Consider the following 20,707-nt stretch of genomic DNA (forward strand, 5'->3'; position numbering starts at 1 on the left):
ATCGGTGGCGTCTAAGCGGGCATCTAGGCAGCCGCTGCCTCCTGGGCGAACATGGGGGCCAGAGCGTAAGGGGAGCCTCGATGATCGAGATCTGGCCGGGAGACCCGTATCCTCTCGGCGCCACCTACGACGGCGCGGGCACCAACTTCGCGCTGTTCACCGAGGCGGCCGATCGCGTCGAGCTCTGCCTGTTCGACGACGACGGCAAGGAGTCCAGGGTCCCTTTCACCGAGTGCGAGGGGTTCATCTGGCACGGCTATCTACCCGGCGTGGGCCCGGGCCAGCGGTACGGCTACCGCGTCCACGGCCCGTACGAGCCCGCCCGCGGCCTGCGCTGCAACCCCGACAAGCTGCTGCTCGACCCGTACGCCAAGGCGATCGAGGGCGGCGTCACCTGGAACAAGGCGCTCTACGACGGCGACCGGCCCAACCCCGCCGACTCCGCCCCCTACGTGCCGCGTTCCATCGTCGTCAACCCGTTCTTCGGCTGGGGGCACGACCGGCCGCCCGCCACGCCTTACCACGACACGGTGATCTACGAGGCGCACGTGCGCGGGCTGACGATAGCCCACCCCAAGATCCCCGAGCGGATCCGCGGCACCTACGCAGCGCTCGGCCATCCCGAGATCATCGATCACCTCACCAAGCTCGGCGTGACCGCTCTGGAGCTGATGCCGGTCCACCAGTTCGTCAGCGAGCAGCACCTGGAGGAGAAGGGGCTGACCAACTACTGGGGTTACAACACCAGCGGCTACTTCGCCCCGCACAACCGCTACTCCAGCCAGGGGCAGCGCGGCGGGCAGGTGCTGGAGTTCAAGGCGATGGTCAGGAACCTGCACGAGGCGGGCATCGAGGTCATCCTCGACGTCGTCTACAACCACACCGCGGAAGGCAACCACCGCGGCCCGACGCTCGGCCTGAAGGGGATCGACAACCGCACCTACTACCGCCTGGTCGACGGCGACCCCCAGCACTACATGGACACCACCGGCACCGGCAACAGCCTGCTCATGCGCAGCCCCCAGGTCCTTCAGATGATCATGGATTCGCTCCGCTACTGGGTCATCGAGATGCACGTCGACGGCTTCCGCTTCGACCTGGCCGCCACGCTCGCCCGCGAGCTGCACGAGGTGGACCGGCTGTCGGCCTTCTTCGACCTGGTCCAGCAGGACCCCGTCCTGTCGCAGGTGAAGCTGATCGCCGAGCCGTGGGACATCGGTCCTGGCGGCTACCAGGTCGGCAACTTCCCCGCCAGGTGGACCGAGTGGAACGGCAAGTACCGCGACACGATCAGGGACCTGTGGCGGGGCGAGCCCGCCACGCTGCCCGAGTTCGGCTCGCGCTTCACCGGCTCCGGCGACCTCTACCAGAGCGACAGCCGCCGCCCCGTCGCCTCCATCAACTTCGTGACCTGCCACGACGGCTTCACCCTGCACGACCTGGTCTCCTACAACGAAAAGCACAACGAGGCCAACGGCGAGGACAACAGGGACGGCACCGACGACAACCGCTCATGGGACGCGGGGACCGAGGCGCTGCGGGAGCAGCAGAAGCGCAACTTCCTGACCACGCTCTTCCTGTCGCAGGGCGTGCCCATGCTCTCCCACGGCGACGAGCTCGGCCGTACCCAGCGGGGCAACAACAACGGCTACTGCCAGGACAACGACCTGACCTGGGTCGACTGGTCGGACGTGCGGGGCAAGTGGCTGCTGCTGGAGTTCACGCAGCGGCTGGCCAAGCTGCGCCGCGAGCATCCCGTCTTCCGGCGCAGGCGCTTCAACTACGACATGGCGTGGCTGACTCCGACGGGCGAGCAGATGACGGTCGCCGACTGGAACGTGGGCTACGCCAAGTCGCTGGCCGTCTACCTCAACGGCAAGGCGATCACCGAACCGGACAGAAGGGGTAGACCCATCGTCGACGACTCCTTTCTCGTGCTGTTCAACGCCCACCACGACACCATCAGGTTCACGATCCCGAAGGACTACGGTGAGATGTGGCTGACCGAGATCGACACCGCCATGCCGATCATGCTCGACACCAGGGTCAAGAGAGCGGGGGAGCGGCTGCTGGTGCCCGGACGCTCGATGAGGGTGTTGCGCGGTGTCTAGGCCCGTCTCGACCTACCGCGTCCAGCTGACCCCCGACTTCGGCTTCGCCGAGGTCGCGGGCATCGCCCCCTACCTGCGCGACCTGGGGGTCAGCCACGTCTACCTCTCGCCCGTGCTGCAGGCGGTGCCCGAGTCGCTGCACGGCTACGACGTCATCGACCACTCCAGCATCAGGCGGGAGTTCGGCGGCGCCAAGGGCTTTCGCGAGATGGCCGACGTGCTGGCCGCCCACGATCTGGCCGTCGTGGTCGACATCGTGCCCAACCACATGAACACCGCCAACGAGCAGTTCAGGTCGGTGCTCAGCTTGGGGCTCGACTCGCCGTACGCGCACTGGTTCGACATCGAGTGGCGCGAGGGCAGGGTGGCCGTGCATTCCTTCGCCGAGGACCTGCCCGAGTCGGAGTACTACCACATCGTCGACTGGCGCGACGGGCCGGGCTACCGGCGCTTCTTCGACGTCTCCTCGCTGATCGGGCTGCGCGTCGAGGACCCCTCCGTGCTGTTCGCCACCCACGAGGTGATCTTCTGGCTGCTCGACGAGGGCCTGGTCGAGGGGCTACGGATCGACCATCCCGACGGCCTGGCCGACCCGCGCGACTACCTCGACAAGCTGCGCACCAGGACCGGCGGGGTGTGGACGGTCGTCGAGAAGATCCTCATCGGTGAGGAACGGCTGCCCGACGACTGGGCCTGCGACGGCACCACGGGCTACGACGTGCTCAACCGCGTCAACGGCCTGTTCGTCGACCCCGAGGGCAAGGCGCCGCTGGTCGCGCTGTTCACCCGGATGACCGGCCAGGACGCCCACTACCCGAGCGTGATGACCCGCGCCAAGCGCGAGGTGATCGACCTGTTCTTCGGCGGCGAGCTGGACCGGCTGTCCCGCGTCACCGGTGTGCCCGCGGCCGACCTCGCCGACCTGTTGGTGGCCATGCCGGTCTACCGGGCCTACGTCACCCCTGGCGAGCCGGTCGAGCCGGGGGCGAAGGAGATAGTCGAGACGGCCGCGCCCAACCCCGAGACCGCCAGAGCGGTCCTTTCCGGCTCGCCCGAGGCGATCGTCCGCTTCCAGCAGACCTGCGGCCCCGTGATGGCCAAGGGCGTGGAGGACACCGCGCTCTACCGGTGGTTCCCGCTGGCCTGCCTGAACGAGGTGGGCGGCGAGCCCGACCACTTCGGGATGCCGGTGGACGACTTCCACGCCTACTGCGCGCAGTTGCGGCCCTTCACGATGACCACGCTGTCCACCCACGACACCAAGCGCTCGGAGGACGTGCGCGCCCGCCTGCAGGTGCTGTCGGAGCTGCCCGCCGAGTGGGAGCAGGCCGTGGAGGGATGGGCGGCCGAGCTCGCCTTCGACCCGAGCATCGACTACCTGGCGTGGCAGACGCTGATGGCCGCCTGGCCGATCTCGGCCGACCGGTTCACCGACTACCTCCTCAAGGCCGCCCGCGAGGCCAAGACCGCCACCTCGTGGATCGCCCCCGACCCCGCCTACGAGGAGGGGCTGCGCGCCTTCGCCAGCAAGGCCGTCGAGCTGCCGGTCGGCGACTTCACCGCGATCGTCGACCGCTACGCCGTCGCCAACTCGCTCGGCCAGAAGCTGGTGCAGCTCATGATGCCGGGCGTGCCCGACGTCTACCAGGGCAACGAGCGCACCGACTTCTCCCTCGTCGACCCCGACAACCGGCGGCCCGTCACCTTCCCGTGCGTCGCCGAGTCGGCGTGGGACGCGGCCAAGCTGCTGGTCACCACCCAGGCGCTGCGCCTGCGCCGCAGGCTCGGGCCAGCCGCGCCGTACGAGCCGATGGCCGCCTCGGGGGAGGCCGCCGAGCACGCGGTCGTCTTCGGCAGGGGCCGCGCCGTCGCGGTGGCGACCCGCCTGCCCGTACGGCTGGCCAGGCGCGGCGGCTGGGGGGCGACCTCGATCACGCTGCCCGCCGGACGCTGGCGCGACCTGCTCACCCGCGAGCTCTACACCGGCCGCACCCCTGTCGGCCACCTGCTCAGCCGCTATCCCGTCGCGCTTCTGGAGAGACATGATCTTTGAGGTGTGGGCATCGCAGGCGACCTCCGTCGAGATCGAGACCATGGGCGAGCGGCTGCCGCTGCGGCCCGGCTCGGGCGGCTGGTGGTCGGTGGACGTGCCGGAAGCCGGGCACGGCACCGACTACCGCTATCTCGTCGACGGCGAGGGGCCCTACCCCGACCCGCGCTCCCGCAGGCAGCCGGAGGGCATCTTCGGGCCCAGCCGCGTCTACGACCATGCCCGCTTCACCTGGAGCGACCACGAGTGGAAGGGCCGCGACCTGCGCGGCTCGGTCATCTACGAGCTCCACATCGGCACCTTCACCGGCGAGGGCACCTTCGCCGCCGCCCTGGAGCGGCTCGACCACCTGGTCGAGCTCGGCGTCGACTTCGTGGAGGTCATGCCGGTCGCCCCGGTGCCCGGCGGGCGCAACTGGGGCTACGACGGGGTCGACCTCTACGCGGTGAACGAGACCTACGGTGGCCCCGACGGCCTGAAGGAGTTCGTCGACGGCTGCCACCGGGCGGGCCTCGGCGTGCTGCTCGACGTCGTCTACAACCATCTCGGCCCGTCGGGCAACTTCCTGCACCCGTTCGGCCCCTATTTCGGCGGCTACCAGGGCAGCTTCTGGGGCGAGGCGGTCAACCTCGACGGGCCTGGCTCCGACGAGGTCAGGCGATACTTCGTCGACAACGCGCTGCAGTGGTTGCGCGACTTCCACCTCGACGGGCTGCGGCTGGACGCCGTCCACGCCCTGCACGACAGGCGCGCCAGGCACCTGCTGGCCGAGCTGGCCCAGGAGGTCGACGCGCTGGCCTGCGCGGTGGGCCGGCCGCTGACGCTGATCGCCGAGTCCGACCTCAACGACCCCCGCATGGTCACCCCGCTGGAGGCGGGCGGCCTCGGCATGGCCGCCCAGTGGAACGACGACGTCCACCACGCGCTGCACACCGCGGTGTCGGGGGAGAGCCACGGCTACTACGAGGACTTCGCCTCCATGGCGGCGCTGGCCAAGGCCTTGGCGTCGGGATTCGTCCACGACGGGGGCTATTCCGGCTTCCGCGGGCGCTCGCACGGCGCCCCGCTGACCGGCGTGCCCGGCTACCGGCTGGTGTGCTGCCTGCAGAACCACGACCAGATCGGCAACCGGCCCGCGGGCGACCGGCTGGGCCCGACCGCGCTGAAGCTGGGGGCAGGACTGCTGCTCACCTCGCCCTTCACGCCGATGCTGTTCATGGGCGAGGAGTGGGCGGCGCGCACGCCGTTCCTGTTCTTCACCGACCACGTCGAGGCGGCGCTGCGCGAAGGGGAGGGTGAGCGCAGGGCCCGCGAGTTCGAGGGTTTCGGCTACGACTGGATCGCGCCCGACCCCTCGGCCGAGGACACCTTCCAGCGCAGCAAGCTCGACTGGAGCGAGCTCAAGGAGGAGGAGCACTGGTCGGTGCTGTGCTGGTACCGCGATCTGATCGCGTTGCGTAAGGCGCTGCCGGAGCTCACCGATCCCCGGCTGGAGCGGGTCGAGACCGAGTACGACGAGCAGGCCGGATGGCTCATCGTCAGGCGTTCGTCACTGAACGTCATGGCATATTTTTGTCCGGATCCTGTGACATTGCCCGTTTCGGTGGGGTCGGTTCTGCTGGCCTCCGAGGAGGGTGTTTCCGCTGGTCGAGACGGGCTCACCGTGCCCGGGCCATGCCTCGTGATCTACCGGTCTGAGATAAATCCGTAATACGGACAGACCGATAACCTGCGACGAGCCGTCAAGTCCCTGTCAAGGGACGGTCACGGCTTTCTCGTCGCGGGGGCGACCCTAGAGTTTCAGGCTGCCCGGCCCCCGTTCGTCCGAACGGAGGGCAATGGGCGCATACCTGCTGCGCAGGCTGCTGTCGAGCGTCATCCTGGTCGCCATCGCCGCGAGCCTGGCGTACCTGCTGGCGGCCGGCAGCCTCAACCCCCGCGCCAACTACGAGGGCCGTCAGCCGCCCATCCCCGTGGGGGTCGTCGACAGCACGCTGAACGAGTACAACCTCAACGACAAGACGCCGCTGCTTGAGCGCTACGGCACCTGGGTGTCGGGCGTGGTCAGGGGCGACTTCGGCAGGACCTGGGACGGCGGCTCGGTCAACGACCAGATCGCCAGGCGAATCGGTGTCAGCCTCCGCCTGCTGCTGATCGGCACCGTTCTCGGCTCCGCCCTCGGCGTCGTCATCGGCGCGTTCGCCGCGGTCAGGCAGTACCGCGTCAGCGACAGGGCGATCGGCGTGGCCTCGTTCGTCGTCATGGCCGTGCCCGTCTTCGTCCTGGCCACGGTGCTGACGATGGGAGCCACGGGGATCAACACCGCGCTCGGCCACACGCTCATCGAGTTCACCGGCGAGTACAACCCGGCCCTCTCCGGCACCGACCAGCTGCTCAACCGGCTCAACCACCTGATCCTGCCGACGCTGTCGCTGTGCCTGGGCCAGATCGCCTTCTACAGCCGCATCCAGCGCAACATGATGCTCGACGTGCTCGGCCAGGACTTCGTCCGTACGGCACAGGCCAAGGGTCTCTCGCGCAGGACCGCCCTCTACAAGCACGCCCTGCGCACCGCGCTCATCCCGGCCGCGACCTACTTCGCCTTCGCCTTCGGCACCATGCTGACCGGCGCCACCTTCACCGAGAAGATCTTCGGCTGGCACGGCATGGGCGCCTGGCTGGTGGAGTCGATCCAGCACAACGACACCAACTCCGTCGCCGCCGTCGCCCTGTTCGCCGCCGTCTGCGTGCTGGTCGCGGGACTGCTGTCCGACCTGCTCGTCGCGGCGCTCGACCCGAGAGTGCGGGTGAGCTAGATGCGTTCCAAGGTCGTCCTGCGCCGGATCCTGGCCAGGAAGCAGGTGCTGTGGGGGCTGGCGGGCGTCGTCCTGCTCCTGGTGCTCGCCTATGCGGGGCCGCTGGTCGGACCGTACGGCTGGCAGGAGAAGGACTTCACCTCCTTCAGGGTCGCGCCGAACGCCGACCACTGGTGGGGCACCACCCAGATCGGCCAGGACGTGTTCGCGGTGACGCTGCGCGCCATGCAGAAGTCGATCCTCATCGGCTTCCTCGTCGCGCTCATCTCCACCGGCCTGGCCGCCGTCGTCGGCGCGTTCGCCGGCTACTTCGGCGGCTGGCTCGACAAGGCGCTGATGTGGGGCGCCGACCTGCTGCTGGTGCTGCCGAGCTTCCTGATCATCGCGGTCATGTCGCCGCGGCTGAAGGGCGCCTCCTGGCTGTGGTTCGTGGTGCTGCTGGCGGCCTTCTCCTGGATGATCACCTCCAGGGTGGTCAGGAGCATGACGCTCTCCCTGCGCGAACGGGAGTACGTGCTGGCCGCCCGCTACATGGGCATCAGCGACTGGAAGATCATCTTCCGGCACATCGTGCCGAACCTGTCGTCGCTGCTCATCATCGACGCCACCATGAACATCAGCGGCGCCATCATCGGCGAGACCGCGCTGTCCTACTTCGGCTTCGGCGTGCAGCCGCCGGACGTCTCTCTCGGCACGCTCATCTCCGCCGCGGGCGGCAGCGAGGCGATCAGCTACCCGTGGCTGTTCCTGTTCCCCGCCGGCCTGCTCGTGCTGCTCGTGCTGTGCATCAACCTCGTCGGCGACGGACTGCGCGACGCCCTCGACCCGGGGAGCAACTCATGACGATCCTCGAGGTGAGCGACCTCACCGTGACCTTCCGTGGCGGCGTCCAGGCCGTCAGAGGCGTCTCCTACCAGGTCGGCAGGGGTGAGGTGCTCGGCATCGTCGGCGAGTCCGGCTCCGGCAAGTCCGTGACCTCCCTCGCTGTCATGGGCCTGCTGCCCGCGGGCGCGCAGGTGACCGGCTCGGTGAAGCTCCACGGCCACGAACTGCTCGGCATGCGGGAGCAGGAGCTCCTCCAGCGCCGCGGCAAGTCGATCAGCATGATCTTCCAGGATCCGCTGTCGGCCTTCACACCCGTTTACACCATCGGCGACCAGATCGCCGAGGCGGTCAGGGTCCACCAGAAGGTCACCAAGGAGCAGGCCGCCAGGCAGGCCGTCGACCTGCTCGAACTCGTCGGCATCCCGCACCCCGACGTGCGCGCCAAGGCCTTCCCGCACGAGTTCTCCGGCGGCATGCGGCAGCGCGCGATGATCGCGATGGCCATCGCCAACGACCCCGACGTGCTCATCTGCGACGAGCCCACCACGGCGCTCGACGTCACCATCCAGGCGCAGGTCCTCGAAGTGCTGAAGACCGCGCAGAAGGAGACGGGGGCCGGTATCGTCATGATCACCCACGACCTGGGGGTGGTCGCGGGCCTGGCCGACAGGGTGCTGGTGATGTACGCCGGCAAGCCCGTCGAGCAGGGAACGGTCGAAGAGATCTACTACGAGCCTCGCATGCCGTACACGATGGGGCTGCTCGCCTCGATCCCGCGGCTGGACCAGGACAACCAGCGCCTGGTGCCGATCGAGGGCGCCCCGCCCTCGCCCGCCGCGCTGCCGCCCGGCTGCCCCTTCGCGCCCCGCTGCCCCCTCAAGGTGGCCGCGTGCGACGACGCCGAGCCCGACCTGGTCAGGGTCGGCAAGCGCGAGGTGGCCTGCATCCGCTCCCACGAGATCGAGCTGAAGAAGCTCAGAGGCGCCGACGTCTTCCCCGCCCCGGAGATCATCGACGAGCCTGTCGTCGAGAAGCCCCGCTCGCAGCGTGACACGGTGCTCGAACTCGACGGGCTCGTCAGGCACTACCCGCTGATGAAGGGCGCCGTCTTCAAGCGCCGCGTCGGCACCGTGCACGCCGTCGACGGCATCAGCTTCGACATCGCCGCGGGCGAGACCCTCGCCCTGGTAGGCGAGTCCGGCTGCGGCAAGACCACCACCCTCCAGCAGATCATGCAACTGGAGGCCGCCCAGGACGGCAAGGTCGTGGTCTTCGGCAAGGACAGCGGCGCGCTGACCAAGCGCGAACGCAGGGAACTCCGCCGCGACCTGCAGATCGTCTTCCAGGACCCCATGGCCGCGCTCGACCCGCGCATGCCGGTCGGCGACATCCTCGCCGAACCGCTGCGCGCCCACGGCCACCAGGACGTCGGCAAGCGCGTGGCCGAACTGCTCGACCTCGTCGGGCTCGACCCCTCCTACGCCGAGCGCTACCCGCAGCACTTCTCCGGCGGCCAGCGCCAGCGCATCGGCATCGCCCGCGCGCTGGCCCTGGAACCCAGGCTGATCGTCCTCGACGAGCCCGTCTCCGCGCTCGACGTGTCCATCCAGGCGGGCGTCATCAACCTGCTGGAGGACCTCAAGGCCAGGCTCGGCCTGTCCTACCTGTTCGTGGCCCACGACCTGTCCGTCGTGCGCCACCTGGCCGACCGCGTCGCCGTCATGTACCTCGGCAAGATCGTCGAGATCGGCGACGTCACCGAGGTGTACGGCGCGCCCGCCCACCCCTACACCAGGGCGCTCATGTCGGCCATCCCGCTGCCCGACCCGAGGCTGGAACGATCACGCAGGAGGATCATCCTCGACGGCGACCTGCCCAGCCCCGCGCAGCCCCCGACCGGCTGCCGCTTCCACACCCGCTGCCCCAAGCGCGCCCTGCTCCCGGAGCCCGAGCGCGCGCGGTGCGTGGCCGAAGAGCCCCCCGTTGTACGGCTCGCGCACGCCGACGATCACGGCGCCGCCTGCCACTATCCCGAAGTGAGGAACTCGTGAAGGTTGTTGGCTACAAGGCCGCCGCTGGCGCGGCCCTGCTGGCACTCGCCCTTGCCGCCTGCGGCGGTGGCGCCGACAAGCCGAAGGCAGGCTCGACGGAGGCCGCCGCGCAGGCACAGGAGCAGGCCGCCGCGCTTCCCGGCAGCTCCGTCAACCCGGTCGCCTACGACCAGGTCAAGGACGGCGGCACCATCACCCTCGGGCTGACCCAGTGGCAGCAGCAGTGGAACTACAACCAGGTCAACGGCACGCACGCTACCGTCGACGACATCTACGACGCCACCATGCCGAGCATGGGCAAGGCCGACGACCAGGCCGAACTGGTCAACAACCCCGACTACGTCACCGAGTGGAAGATGGAGCTGAAGGGCGACAAGCAGGTCGTCACCTACAAGCTCAACGACAAGGCCACCTGGTCCGACGGCAAGCCGATCACCTACAAGGACTTCGTCGCCCAGTGGAAGGCGCTCAACGGCAGCGACAAGAAGTACCAGGTCAGCTCCACCGACGGCTACGACCGCGTCGCCTCGGTAGAGAAGGGCGAGACCGACCACGACGTCGTCGTCACCTTCGCCAAGCAGTACCCCGACTGGAAGGGCATGTTCTCCCCGCTGCTTCCGGCCGCCACCAACGCCGACCCCGCCGAGTTCAACAAGGGCTGGATCGACAAGATGCCGGTCACCGCGGGCCCGTTCAAGGTCGACTCGATCGACCAGACCGGCAAGACCGTCACCCTCGTCCGCGATGACAACTGGTGGGGCAAGAAGGCCAAGCTCGACAAGGTCATCTTCCGCGCCCTCGACTCCGGCGCCACCGTCAACGCCTTCGCCAACGGCGAGCTCGACGCGATGGAGATCAGCCCCATCGCCGCCGACCTCCAGCGCGCCAAGAACGTCCCGAACGTCGACATCCGCAAGGCCGCGGCCCCCAACTGGCGGCACATCACCGTCAACGGCTCCGCGCCCAACCTGACCGACAAGTCGGTCCGCCAGGCCGTCCAGCTCGGCATCAACCGCGAGGCCATCACCCAGTCCGACCTCAAGGACCTCGACTGGCCCGTCCAGGTGCTCAACAACCACCTGTACATGAACACCCACAAGGGCTACGTCGACAACTCAGGCGAGCTCGGGAAGTACAACCCCGAGAAGGCCAAGCAGCTGCTCGACGCGGCCGGCTGGACGATGCAGGGCGACTACCGCATGAAGGACGGCAAGGAGCTCGAGCTGCGCTTCATCGTCCCGGCCGCCTACCCGCTGGCCAAGCAGGAGGGGGAGCTGACCCAGGCGATGCTCAAGGACGTCGGCGTCAAGGTCAAGGTCGAGCCGGTCCCCGACGACAAGTTCTTCGACGACTACATCATCCCCGGCAACTTCGACCTGGTGCCGTTCTCGTGGCTCGGCACGCCGTTCCCGAACGGGGCGCTGCCGCAGATCTACAAGCAGCCCACCGGCAAGGACAACTACGGCAGCAACTTCCCGCGCATCGGGTCGCCGGAGCTGGACGAGCTGATCGAGAAGGCGGCCGGGGAGATGGACCCCGCCAAGTACATCGAGCTCGGCAACCAGGCCGACAAGCTGATCTGGGACGAGGTGCACACGATCCCGCTGTACCAGCGGCCCAGCATCTTCGCGGCCAAGAAGACGCTGGCCAACTACGGGGCGTTCGGCTTCGCCAGCATCGACTGGTCATCGGTCGGCTTCACCCAGTAGCCCGACCCGCTACAGAAAGAGGGCCCCGCTGGACTCCAGCGGGGCCCTCTCCTCGAGAGCGTCAGACGACCTTGGTGTTCACCTCGGCGAAGTGGCAGGCCACCGGGTGCCCGTTGCCCCGGTCGACCAGCGCCGGTTCCTCGGTCGCGCAGATCTCCTGCGCCTTCCAGCACCGCGTCCTGAACCGGCACCCGCTCGGCGGATCCATCGGCGACGGCACGTCACCGGTCAGGATGATCCGCTCCCGCTGCCGCTCCTCCTCGGGATTGGCCATGGGAGCCGCCGACAGCAGCGCCTGCGTGTAAGGGTGCGCCGGGCGGTCGTACAGGTCGTCCCTGGGCCCGGTCTCCACGACCTTGCCCAGGTACATCACTGCCACCCGGTCGGAGATGTGCCGCACCACCGACAGGTCGTGCGCGATGAACACGTACGCCAGACCCAGTGAGTCCTGCAGGTCCTCCAGCAGGTTCACCACGCCGGCCTGGACCGACACGTCCAGCGCCGACACCGGCTCGTCCAGGATCAGCAGCTTCGGCTCAAGCGCCAGCGCCCGCGCGATGCCGACGCGCTGCCGCTGACCGCCCGAGAACTCGTGCGGGTACCGGTTGCCGTGCTCGGGCGACAGGCCCACCAGCGACAGCAGCTCGGCCACCCGCTTCGGCCCGTTCTTGTCCCACCGGCCGTGGACCTTCAGCGGCTCGGCGATGATGTCGTTGACCGGCATCTTGGGGTTCAGCGAGGCGTACGGGTCCTGGAAGACGATCTGCATGTCCTGCCGTACGGCCTGCATCTGCCGGTTCGGCAGCCCCGTCAGCTCCTTGCCCTCGAACTTCACCGAGCCCGACGTCGGCTTGTGCAGCTGCAGGATGGCCCGGCCGGTCGTCGACTTGCCGCAACCCGACTCGCCCACCACGCCGAGCGTCTCGCCCTTGTCCACGTGGAGAGAGACGCCGCTGACCGCCTGCACGTGCGAGACGACGCGGCGCATCAGGCCGGTCCCCCTGACGGGGAAGTTCATGACGAGGTCGGTGACCTCAAGCAGTTTCTCGGTCATGAGGTGGTCTCGCTGTCCGTGCGGAAGATGGCGGTCGGATCTGCCTTTTCTGCAAGCTGGGGCCAGTGGTGGCAGGCGGCGTAGTGCGCGCCGCCGTCCGTCTCCTCAAGCGTAGGCTCCGTCGTACGGCACTCGTCGGTGGCCATCGGGCAGCGCGGCGAGAACGGGCACCCCGTGGGCAGGTTGATCAGGGACGGGGGCGTGCCCTTGATCGGCCGCAGCCTGCTGCCCGAGGTCTCCAGCGAGGGAATCGAACCGAGCAGGCCCGCCGTGTACGGCATGCGCGGCGTGTTGAACACCGTGTCGACGTCGCCGATCTCGACCGGCTTGCCCGCGTACATGACCAGCACCCTGTGCGCCATGCCCGCGATGACGCCCAGGTCGTGCGTGATGAGCACGACGGCGGCGTCGACCGCGTCCTTCACCTCGAGGAGCTTCTCCAGGATCTGCGCCTGGACGGTCACGTCGAGCGCCGTGGTCGGCTCGTCGGCGATGATCACGTCAGGGTTGTTGATGATCGCCATGGCGATCATCGCGCGCTGCCGCATACCGCCGGAGAACTCGTGCGGGTAGGACCGCAGCCTGCTCGCCGCCTGCGGGATGCCGACCAGGTCGAGCATCTCCTTGGCGCGGGCCTGAGCCTGCTTGTACGGCACCAGCTCGTGCGCCAGCACGGCCTCGGCCAGCTGGTCGCCGATGGTGTGGACGGGGTTGAGCGCCGTCATCGGGTCCTGGAAGACCATCGCGATCTTCCTGCCGCGCAGGCTCCGCCGCTTGCGCGCCGACATCTTGAGCATGTCGTCGCCGCGGTAGGAGATGCTGCCGGTGATCCTGGCGGACTTGGGCAGCAGGCCCATGACCGCCATCGACGAGACCGACTTGCCCGACCCGGACTCGCCGACGATGCCGAGCACCTCGCGCTCGTGCACCGTGTAGGAGACGCCGCGCACGGCCTTGACCACGCCGTCGTCGGTGGGGAAGTTGACCTGGAGGTTCTCGACCTTGAGGACCTCGGTGGCGCCGGGACCCTTGGCCTCCGACAGCCGCTTGGCGATGTGGACAGAGGTCATCAGTCACGCACCCTGTTCTGTCGAGGGTCGAAGGCGTCACGCAGGCCGTCGCCGATGAAGTTGACCGACAGCGCGATGGCCACGATGAACAGTCCGGGCCACCAGAACAGCCACGGCCTGACCACCATGGCGTTCTTGTAGTCGCTGATCAGCAGGCCGAGCGAGGTGTCAGGGCTCTTGACGCCGAACCCGAGGAACGACAGGGCCGTCTCCAGCAGGATGCCGGAGGAGATCGCCAGGGTGGCCGAGACGATGATCACGCCGAGCGTGTTCGGCAGGACGTGCTTGAAGATGATCCGCATCGAGGAGGTGCCGACGGCCCTGGCGGCCTCGACGAACTCCTTCTCGCGCAGCGACAGGAACTCGCCGCGGACCAGCCGGGTGACGCTGGTCCAGGTGATCAGGCCCAGCATGACGGCCATGAAGTAGGGGCCCAGGTTGCCGGTGGCGCTGCCGACCACCGCGGCGATCACCAGCACCGGGATGGTGATCATCACGTCGGTGAAGCGCATGATGACGGCCTCGATCTTGCCGCGGAAGAATCCGGCGAAGGCGCCCAGCACCGTGCCGACCAGGGTGGAGACCAGCCCGATGGTCAGCGCGACGATGATCGAGACCTGCGCGCCGCGCATGGTCATCGCGAAGTAGTCCTTGCCGATGTTGTCCTGGCCGAAGGGGTGCTCGCCCATGTGCATGCCCGCGCCGCCGAGGAACTCGGGGATGACGCTGAGGGTCGGGCGGCCACCGTCCACGACGGTGCCCGAGCCCGTCCACGGCTTGTCCCACCAGCCGGGGATCGGGCCGAAGCCGATGGAGCTGAAGGCCAGCACGAAGACGATCCCGAACAGGATCATGCCCGCGAGGGCGCCCCGGTGGCGGAAGAACCTGCGCCGGACGAGCTGGCCCTGCGTGCGGGCGACGATCGTCATGCCCTGCGCGTCGTTGGCCGAGGGCTGCTCCGTCTTGATGGTCATCTCGGTCTTCTCCGTCATGACAGCCTGATCCGCGGGTCGAGGTAGGCGTAGGCGATGTCGGCGAGCATGTTCCACACGACGATGGCGGTGCCGGTGACGAGGAAGAAGCCCATGACCGGCATGGGGTCGACCTCCCTCAGCCCGATCTCGAACATCTTGCCCATGCCCCGCCAGCCGAAGACCGTCTCGGTGATGACCGCGCCGCCGAAGACGCCGGCGAAGTCGAGGGCGAGGATCGTGGTGATCGGGATCATGCCGTTGCGGAAGGCGTGCTTGATGACGACGGTCCGCTCGGGCAGGCCCTTGGCGCGTGCCGTACGGACGTAGTCCTGGTTCATCACCTCGAGCATGCTGGCCCGGCTGTAGCGGGAGTGGCTGGCCAGACCCACCAGGATCAGCGCCAGCGTGGGCAGCAGCAGGTGCATGCCGGAGTCGAGGGTGTTCTGCCAGAAGTTGCCCATGAAGTTCGGCGTCTCGGAGCCGATGGTGGCCACCGGGCGGCCCTTGAGCGCCCTGGCGTAGCCGTCCCACGACTCCAGCAGCCGGTCGAAGAAGATCATGGCGGCGACGAACAGGCCGCTGAAGACGGCCAGCGGGATCGCCTGGCGGCGCAGCAGGCCGCCGAACTGCCAGCCGATGGCCGCGCTCACCAGTCCGGCCACGACGAACAGGCCGATGAGGGTCCAGACGCTGGGAGCGGTCAGCATGGGCAGCAGCGGGTAGTACAGCAGCGCGCCGAGGCCGGCGGCGCCCAGCGAGGCGTACATCGGCTGCAGGTGCTCGACACCCGCGACCAGGGCGGTGACGCCGGCGGCGGTGGCCAGGCCCACCACGAGGATGAACGGGAAGCCGAGACCGGGGTCGGCGAACCATCGGCTGGCGGACAGCGCGAACAGGATCACGGCGGTGACGACCAGGCCGATGCCGAAGGCGGTCAGCTTGCCCTTCCTGTCACCGTTGAAGACCGACGCCCAGATCAGGCCCGCGGCCACCGCGATGGCCAGGATGATGGGAACCGGGATGAACGGGTCCCGCAGCCAGTCGTTGAACTCGATCGCCACATACTGCTTCAGCATCGTCGCGACCCAGAAAACCGGTAGCGAGAAGCAGATGAAAGCTGCGAAAGTGATCCCGTGGTCGAAGCTGCTGTACTGGCGGAGCGCGGAGACGATGCCGATCGCGATGCCGATCACCGCGGCCAGGATCGTGGCGACCACGACGAGCTTGAGCGTGGATGACATGGCGCCGGCGAGCAGCGAGGAAACGGTGGTGCCCGCCTTGTTGACCCCGAGGTCGCCCTGGAAGATGCCGGCCAGCCAGGAGAAGTAGCGGACGGGGATGGGCTCGTCCAGGTGCATGGCCGTGATACGTGCTTCCATCAGCCTGGGAGCGTCCGGCAGGGTGCTCTCGCGCAGGTCGGCGAGCGGATCCCCGGACAGCGCGACCAGGACGTACATGATGAACGTGGCGGCCAGCAGCGTCAGGCTTGATATGGCGAGCCTACGCGCGATGAATACAAGCAATTCCCCGAACCTCCTGCAGGTGACGGCTTCCGGGGGCCACAGCGGGGGATGGCCGGGCTAGGGCCGGAGCCGGGCCCGCCACGGTGCCTCGTGAGCGCGGCTTCGGCGGGCTGACGATATTGACGACTTGGGTGTTACAGCCATGACGCGGGGCCGGTCTGGTGACCGGGCCCCGCGTCAGTTGTCGGCTAGGCCCTGCTTACTGGGCAGCCCACTGGTGCATGTTCCAGGTGATGGAAGCCTGGCTCGGGTTCGGCTGGACGTTCTGGAGGTTAGAGCTCCAGGCGGACAGAGCCGGCTGCGAGTACAGCGGGATCGTCGCCAGGTCGTCCCAGAGGATCTTCTCGACCTGCTGGATCAGCGGCGCGACCTTGGTCGGGTCGGTCTCGGCCAGGATCTGCTCGGCGAGCTTGTCGTACTCCTTGTTGGAGTAGCAGCCCTTGTTGTTGCCCTTGGCCGACGGGGTGCACTTCTTCGGCGTCTGGTAGGTGGAGGTCCAGCCGCTGTTCAGCGACGAACCGGCCCAACCGAACAGAGCGATGTCGAAGTTGCCGTTGGCCAGGTCACCGGCGTCGTCGAAGAACTTCTCGCTGCCGGTGTCGGTGATCTCGAAGCCGACCGGGTCACACGAGGCCTTGATCAGCTCGACGACCTGGGTGCGGCGCGGGTTCGGCTGGTTGTAGCCGATGTTGACCTTGATCGGGGTCTTGACGCCCGAGTCGGCGATCAGCTTCTTGGCGCCCTCGATGTCGACCTTGTTGAACTTCTCGGAACCCGCGAAGGCCACGGCCTCGGCGTAGCCCGGCTGGAACGGCGTGATGTTGCGGGTGTTCATCGGGGCGGCGTTCGGGTTCTGCGGCTTGATCAGGTTGTCGACGATCTGCTGCCGCGGGGTGCAGGCCGCGAAGGCCTGACGCAGCTTGGCGTCCTTGAACGGGCCCTTGTTGAAGTTGAAGTCCAGGTGGTCATACAGGAACTGCTCACCTGTCTTCACAGTGACGTTCTGCAGCGCCTGCACCTGGGCCAGGATGTCCGGGTTCGACTGCGGCTCGATGATGTTCGTCTCACCGTTCTGCAGCGCCTGGACCTGCTGGTCCTGCGCGATGAAGCGGATGACGACCTTCTCGGTCTTGGCCTTCTCGCCCCAGAACTTCTCGTTGCGGGCCAGGGTGATGGACTGGCCGGGAGAGTAGGAGTCGAGCACGTACTGGCCGGAGGACGGGATGAGCGCCTTGTCCGGGAGCTTGCCGTTGAAGATCCAGCCCTTGCTGAAGAACTCGGCGGCCTTCTTGAGCTTGCCGTGGTCCTCGGCCTTGATGGCGTCGAACATCTCCTGCTCGGTGAGCCCACCCTGCTGGGCGACGATGTGCGCCGGCAGCTGGATGACGGGAGCGGCGGCCCAGTCACCGTACGACTGGGTGTAGTTGAGCGTCACCTCCTTGTCGCCAGGCGCGCACTCGGGCATCTTGATCTTGTCCCACGTCGTCGTGCTGATGTAGCTGAACTCGGGGAACTTGCCGGAGGCGGCCGCGTAGGTGAGCATGACGTCGTCACAGGCGATGGCGTTGCCGTCGGACCAGACCGCGTTCGGGTTGATGGTGTACTTCACCGTCAGCGGGTCGTCAGAGGTCTTCTCGTACGTGCCCATGTCCTTGTCCGGCGTGACCGAACCGTCGGCGCCGTAGTACCAGAAGTCCGTCAGGACCCGGCCCAGGACGATGTGGTTCTTCGAGGAGTACTCCTCGGCCGTCTGGGCGTTGTAGGAGCTGATCTCCTGCTCGAACGTGTGCGTGATCGTCGAGGCGTTGGCGGCGCCGCTGGCCGGGGCGGAGGCGCCGGTCGACGGGTCCGCGGCGGGCGCGTTGTCGGTAGCGCCGCAGGCCGTCAGCAGGATCGCTGCTCCCGTCGCCGCTGCCAGGAACCTTCCGGCCCTGCGTGCAGATGACACGGACTCACTCCTTGGGGGTTGAAACTCAACAAGTCGCTCTGCGGAGAAATGAAGCATTACTTCACAGACTGAGGTAAGGGGTCACAGCAGAGTGTTGCAGACCTGATGCCGTCAACGGCATGTTCTGTAACAAAGACGGGGCGAATAGGTGCAAATCACCACGCAGTAGTTACTCATGGTAATCAGGCGCCTGGGAGCGTTCTCTGGTTGTCCACAGCCTCGCTGACCCGTCCACAGAATCCCGTTCGCCGCGGCTCGTCAAGCTTGTCATCGCCCATCCTGTGATCCCCGACCCTTGCTGCTGGAGGATACCGATGGAGCATTCCACACCCGTCACGCGGGTACACGAGCGTTTCGCGTCAGGGCCCAGTGCGGTCGTCCCCGCCGTCACCTGGACCAGACGCGCGCCCTCGCCGACGAGCACGACGCTCGGGCCGGTGCGGACCGCGGACACCCGGCTTTTCCCCATCGCCTCGCGTACGGCAAGCCGCTCCGCCTCGTCCCGCGGGGCGAGCTGGACGACGGGTGGCTCACGCGGGGTGAGCTCGACGATGGGTCGCTCCGCTGCATCACGTGGCGTCAGCTGGACGATGGGGCGGCCCTCCGCCTCATCGCGGGGGACCGACCGCTCCGCCTCGTCGCGTGGGGTGAGCTGGACGGCGGGTCGCTCACGCGGGGTGAGCTCGACGATGGGACGGCCTTCCGCATCATCGCGCGGGATCGGCCGCTTCGCCTCGTCACCTGGGGTGAGCTGGACAAGACGCCTCACCGCCGACACACGTGGGGTGGGCCGCGCGTCACGCGCGGTGGTCTGGGCAGGACGCCCCGGCGGCGCACCGTCCGACAGGACCTCGGCCCGGCACCGGCCCGACGCCGCGCCACCCAACGGAACTCCGTCGGGTGGCCAGGAGAACGGCGCGCCCAGCACACCTGTTGACGCAGTGGTCATCCCCTTCCCCGCCCGTCCGCTCCGGGCCCGTGCCCCGCGTCGGCCGGAGGGCCCTGACCGGCGCCCACCCACCCCCGCCGGAGCCAGGCCGACACCGTTCCAGCAGGCAGCGACGACCCAAGTGGGCGCCCACCAGGAAGCCGAACGACCGGCCGCATGACCCCCCAACCCGCCCTCCGTGAGCTGCACGCCAACCCCCCTGTATGCCCAGGTGCCGTCTGGCGGCGCCCCGGGCTCGGTCGCCCGTTTCGCGTGGGCTGCACGCCGAGCCCTCGTCGCCCCGCCTGCTCGGCCTGGCGGCGCCCCGGGCTCGGTCGCGCGTCCCGCTTGAGCTGCGCGCCAACGCCCCCGTCACCCGATCTGCAGGCCCAAACCCGCCTAACCGTGCCCCCAAGCACCACCACCCGCTCTGCACGGCAACCGGTGCTGGGTGTGTTCGGGTGGTGGGGAACGATCGTGGGCGGCTCTACGTCGTAGCCGTTATGACGGATTTCGCGGGGATCGACGAGCAGCTTCGGGTGGCGAAGGAGCGGGTGCGGCGCTTCGACCAGCTGACGCGGCAGCGGGGCGCGGTCACGGGTCAGCTCGGCCAGGTACGGCAGGCGGTCGCCGATCTCCGGGCGCGGCTCGCCGACGAGGAGGGCGACGTGACCCGCCTGGAGAGCGGTTTCGCCGGATTCCTCGCCAAGCTGGTCGGCTCCAAGGAGGAGCGGCTCACTCAGGAACGGGCCGAGGTGGAGGCCGCACGGCAGCGGCTGGATGGTCAGCGCGCACGGGTCGCATCGCTCGAAGCCGACCTCGCGGGGATCGACGGCGAGCTGGCGCGCCTCGGACCCGTTCACGAGGAGTACGCGAGGCTGCTCGCCGACAAGGAGCGGCTGCTGATCGAGCTGGCCGACCCGCGCGGGCAGGAGTTGGCAGACCTGGCGGTACGGCTCGGCGACCGGGCCGCCGACCTGCGCGAGCACGACGAGGCGCAGAGGGCGGGCGTGGCGGTGGGCCGTGAGCTCTCCTACGTGCTCGACCGGCTGAACAGCGCGAGCGGGGCGTCTCAGTGGGACGTGCTCGGTGGCGGGTACATGGCCGACGCGGTCGAGCGTACCCGGCTGGAGGAGGCCGACCAGGCGGCGTGGCGGGCGCAGCGGCAGCTCGACGTGTTCTCAAGGGAGCTGGCGGACATCGGCATCGCGGGCGGACCCCGGCTTCCCGAGGTGGACACGCGGTGGTTCGTGGACACCTTCCTCGACAACATCATCACCGACGTGCTGAAGCACCAGCAGATCAACGAGACGCGCGACGCGGTGGCCCAGGTGGCGGCGTGGGCCGACGCGACGGTGGCGGCCATCGCGCGGCGCAGCGGCGAGCTGTCCGCCGAACGTGCCGCTCTGCTGGCCCGCCGCGACGAACTCCTCGCCCCGACCGCTGATCGAGAGATATGAGGCGGGACGCCAGGCAGGCCCGAAGGCGAGGCGTCCTGCAAGGAGATCGGAGGCCGCTGGGCGCGGAGGTATCGGCGAGGCATGGGGGAGGAAGATCGGGCTGGGGTGGGGCGGCTCGGGTGTGAGGAGCGAATGTCGGGCTGAGGTTGGGCGGCTCGGGGCGAGGAAGGAAGACCGGGCGGGAGCAG

At 68.5% G+C, this 20,707-nt stretch carries 13 protein-coding genes; 8 read left to right on the plus strand and 5 right to left on the minus strand.

The genetic code is table 11. The features are described 5' to 3' along the window. The first annotated feature begins 80 nt into the window (after nt 1-80). The 7 genes from glgX to ACFXJ8_RS16735 all read left to right on the plus strand — a co-directional run bounded on the left by glgX (nt 81) and on the right by ACFXJ8_RS16735 (nt 11,562). Nucleotides 81-2,111: a glycogen debranching protein GlgX gene (gene glgX, locus ACFXJ8_RS16705; RefSeq protein ID WP_379644775.1), complete on the plus strand. Its 2,031-nt coding sequence runs from the start codon at nt 81-83 to the stop codon at nt 2,109-2,111. Further along, nucleotides 2,104-4,164, plus strand: coding sequence for a malto-oligosyltrehalose synthase (gene treY / locus ACFXJ8_RS16710; RefSeq protein WP_379644776.1), 2,061 nt, complete (start codon nt 2,104-2,106; stop codon nt 4,162-4,164). Before glgX ends, treY begins: the two co-directional genes overlap by 8 nt. Then, complete coding sequence (gene treZ / locus ACFXJ8_RS16715) at nt 4,154-5,872, plus strand: malto-oligosyltrehalose trehalohydrolase (protein ID WP_379644777.1); 1,719 nt, start codon at nt 4,154-4,156, stop codon at nt 5,870-5,872. The genes treY and treZ overlap by 11 nt, the downstream gene beginning before the upstream one ends. 127 nt (nt 5,873-5,999) lie before the next feature. Continuing rightward, nucleotides 6,000-6,977, plus strand: a complete 978-nt coding sequence (locus ACFXJ8_RS16720) for an ABC transporter permease (RefSeq protein WP_379644778.1) — start codon at nt 6,000-6,002, stop codon at nt 6,975-6,977. Further along, complete coding sequence (locus tag ACFXJ8_RS16725) at nt 6,978-7,820, plus strand: ABC transporter permease (RefSeq protein ID WP_379644779.1); 843 nt, start codon at nt 6,978-6,980, stop codon at nt 7,818-7,820. It abuts the gene before it with no gap. Then, the gene (locus ACFXJ8_RS16730; RefSeq protein WP_379644780.1) at nt 7,817-9,853 is read left to right on the plus strand and encodes a dipeptide ABC transporter ATP-binding protein; all 2,037 of its coding nucleotides are present in this window, start codon (nt 7,817-7,819) and stop codon (nt 9,851-9,853) included. Before ACFXJ8_RS16725 ends, ACFXJ8_RS16730 begins: the two co-directional genes overlap by 4 nt. Further along, entirely contained in the window at nt 9,850-11,562 is a 1,713-nt protein-coding gene (locus tag ACFXJ8_RS16735; protein ID WP_379644781.1) for an ABC transporter family substrate-binding protein, read from the plus strand. Before ACFXJ8_RS16730 ends, ACFXJ8_RS16735 begins: the two co-directional genes overlap by 4 nt. 61 nt (nt 11,563-11,623) lie before the next feature. Here ACFXJ8_RS16735 and ACFXJ8_RS16740 read toward each other — a convergent pair whose 3' ends face one another. The 5 genes from ACFXJ8_RS16740 to ACFXJ8_RS16760 form a co-directional block, all read right to left on the minus strand. Beyond that, entirely contained in the window at nt 11,624-12,616 is a 993-nt protein-coding gene (locus ACFXJ8_RS16740) for an ABC transporter ATP-binding protein (RefSeq protein ID WP_379644782.1), read from the minus strand. Continuing rightward, nucleotides 12,613-13,686 (minus strand): ABC transporter ATP-binding protein, encoded by a 1,074-nt coding sequence (locus ACFXJ8_RS16745; RefSeq protein ID WP_379644783.1) that lies wholly within the window; start codon nt 13,684-13,686, stop codon nt 12,613-12,615. Before ACFXJ8_RS16745 ends, ACFXJ8_RS16740 begins: the two co-directional genes overlap by 4 nt. Continuing rightward, entirely contained in the window at nt 13,686-14,660 is a 975-nt protein-coding gene (locus ACFXJ8_RS16750; protein WP_379644784.1) for an ABC transporter permease, read from the minus strand. The genes ACFXJ8_RS16745 and ACFXJ8_RS16750 overlap by 1 nt, the downstream gene beginning before the upstream one ends. Before the next feature lie 14 nt (nt 14,661-14,674). Further along, nucleotides 14,675-16,183, minus strand: a complete 1,509-nt coding sequence (locus tag ACFXJ8_RS16755; RefSeq protein ID WP_379644785.1) for an ABC transporter permease — start codon at nt 16,181-16,183, stop codon at nt 14,675-14,677. 199 nt (nt 16,184-16,382) lie between these two features. Next, the gene (locus ACFXJ8_RS16760) at nt 16,383-18,131 is read right to left on the minus strand and encodes an ABC transporter family substrate-binding protein (RefSeq protein WP_379644786.1); all 1,749 of its coding nucleotides are present in this window, start codon (nt 18,129-18,131) and stop codon (nt 16,383-16,385) included. 1,431 nt (nt 18,132-19,562) lie between these two features. Here ACFXJ8_RS16760 and ACFXJ8_RS16765 point away from each other — a divergent pair. Next, nucleotides 19,563-20,519, plus strand: coding sequence for a hypothetical protein (locus ACFXJ8_RS16765; protein ID WP_379644787.1), 957 nt, complete (start codon nt 19,563-19,565; stop codon nt 20,517-20,519). The last annotated feature ends 188 nt before the right edge of the window (nt 20,520-20,707 follow it).

This window comes from Nonomuraea sp. NPDC059194 (assembly GCF_042754765.1).
In the GTDB taxonomy this organism is placed as follows: domain Bacteria; phylum Actinomycetota; class Actinomycetes; order Streptosporangiales; family Streptosporangiaceae; genus Nonomuraea.